Annotated in this window: 1 protein-coding gene; it reads left to right on the forward strand. The window is 29.4% G+C overall.

What is annotated here, in order from left to right:
- Positions 1-2,275, forward strand: a 2,275-nt coding sequence (locus J7J62_05705; GenBank protein ID MCD6124649.1) for a hypothetical protein, incomplete at both ends; no start/stop codon positions are given.

The following is a 2,275-nucleotide window of genomic DNA, read 5'->3' on the forward strand; positions in this document are numbered from 1 at the left end:
GTGTTTATATATATAATAATCAATTGTATTTAGCTACTTCTAATGATAATGGTCAAACATGGGCTGAAGAACAAATTACAAATGAAAGTAATCCACAATCTGAACCAGATATTGCAATAGATAGTGAAGGATATATTCATATTGTTTGGGTAAATAATAGTAACATTTATTATATTAGAAAAATAGAAGCAGGATTTAATACACCTATTCAGATAACTAGTAATGGCGATCAGCATTCACCTGTAATTATTATTGATAAAAATGATAATGGTTATATAGCATGGTATGGAAAATCTAATAATATCTACAACATTTATATCGCTTATTTAAACACAACTACAGGTCAAATTACAAGTACAGAACAAATAACCAACGATAATTTTTATGACCAAATTAATCCTATTTTGGCAATAGATGATTCTTATTTACATCTCATTTGGACAGGAAAAGGCTATGGTTCCAATCCAAACTTTTATAATTTGCAATATAAACGTAAAGCTTTAGATGGCGACTGGTATCCACAAGAAAGTATTACCGATAAACCTTATGATCAAGATTTTCCTTCCGCAATTGCAGATTTAGATGGAAATTTAAATGTTGTTTGGCAAGGCAAAGGATGGGGAAATAATCCAAATGTTTGGAATATAATTTTTAGAAAACGTACTTCCGCAACTTCAGTTTGGGAAGACGAAGAAATAATTACTAATAAAGCAGAAGATCAAATTCAACCTTCAATAAGTACAGACAGTTATTCTAATATTAATGTTGTTTGGACTGGAAAAGCGTGGGGTTTATTCACAAATCATTTTAATATTCAATATAAACAGAAAACTGCTAGTACTTGGTCTTCAATAAAACATATAACCGATACTTCTAATGACCATTATTGGCCAACTTTTATTTCTAGTATTTATCCAATAATTGATGAAGTTCATACTAATATTCCCAAAGCAGGCTATGCTTTTACTTGGATAGATAAAGATACTTTAAGATATTATCCTAGTTCAGATTTAGAATGGAAAATACCAGAAAACAAATTTTTGATTGCACAAAATGTGCATTATTATTTGGGGTATCATTGTTTGGCTAGAGATTCCAATGGGAAATTGTGGGTTACATATTCTAAGAAAATAGGTAGTTATTATCATATTTTCATTGCATATTCAGAAGATAATGGAAAAACATGGACTGAAGAACAGATTACATCTGGAAATAGGCATCAAAAATATAGTTCTATTGCAATAGATTCATTAAATAATGTACATTTGATTTATTTGGATTATATTAATGATTATAGTGTTTATTATAAAAAAAGAAATGCGTTAGGTAATTGGGAAACTGAAGAATTAGTAGATGAACAGACATTTGAAGAATTTAATTATCTTGATATTGCTGTGGATAGTCAGGATAATGTTCATGTAGTTTGGAAAAAATATGATGCTATTTCTAATGCTACGTATATAGCTTATAGAAGAAAAATTGGAAGTTCGTGGCAATCTATAGAAGAAGCAACATCTAAACATTTATATGATGATTATCCAACTATTGCCATTGACAATGACGATAATATTCATTTGGTATTTATAGGAAAATATGGTCCAGAAGATAATGCTAATGTTCAATATAAAAAAAGGGATAATAATGGATGGAATGCTAGAATAGCACTTGAATATGAAAATTGGGATAGCGAAAATTGTTCTATATGTCTAGATGATGATGGGAATATTTATGTTTCTTGGGATAATGGTCTAAATATTTGGGCCAGAAGTTATATAAATAACGAATGGAAAGATAAATGCAAACTTACTAATCTACTAGGCGGCGGTGCAGCCCAATCTTATCTGTCTACAATTAGTTCAACCAAGAATGGAAAAATACATTTGATTTACATAGATATGCAGGAAGATCCTTTTAGAGAAAGGGAATATCATCACTTTCAAAAAGATGTTGGAACAACAGAATGGTCAGATTCTGAATTTGTTCTAGATTTATATAGCTATTACGAAGGTATTCCAAGATTAATTTGGGCAAATTGGCCACAATTGTCTGGCATTAAGCCGAATAGACCATATTCAGGATATGCTTTTGTTTATCACAATCGTGTAGATAAAGATTTGTGGTTTTATAGAAGTTCAGATTTAAAGTGGGATAGTCTTATTACTCCGACAGAAAGAATGGCACTTTTTTATAATGATTGTTGTTTATTAAAAGAATTTTCTAGTCATTATCAGATAGATTCATTAAATTTGAAAGAAAAAATATATCAATATAATAT

This window comes from bacterium (assembly GCA_021159335.1).
Lineage (GTDB): Bacteria > UBP14 > UBA6098 > B30-G16 > B30-G16 > JAGGRZ01.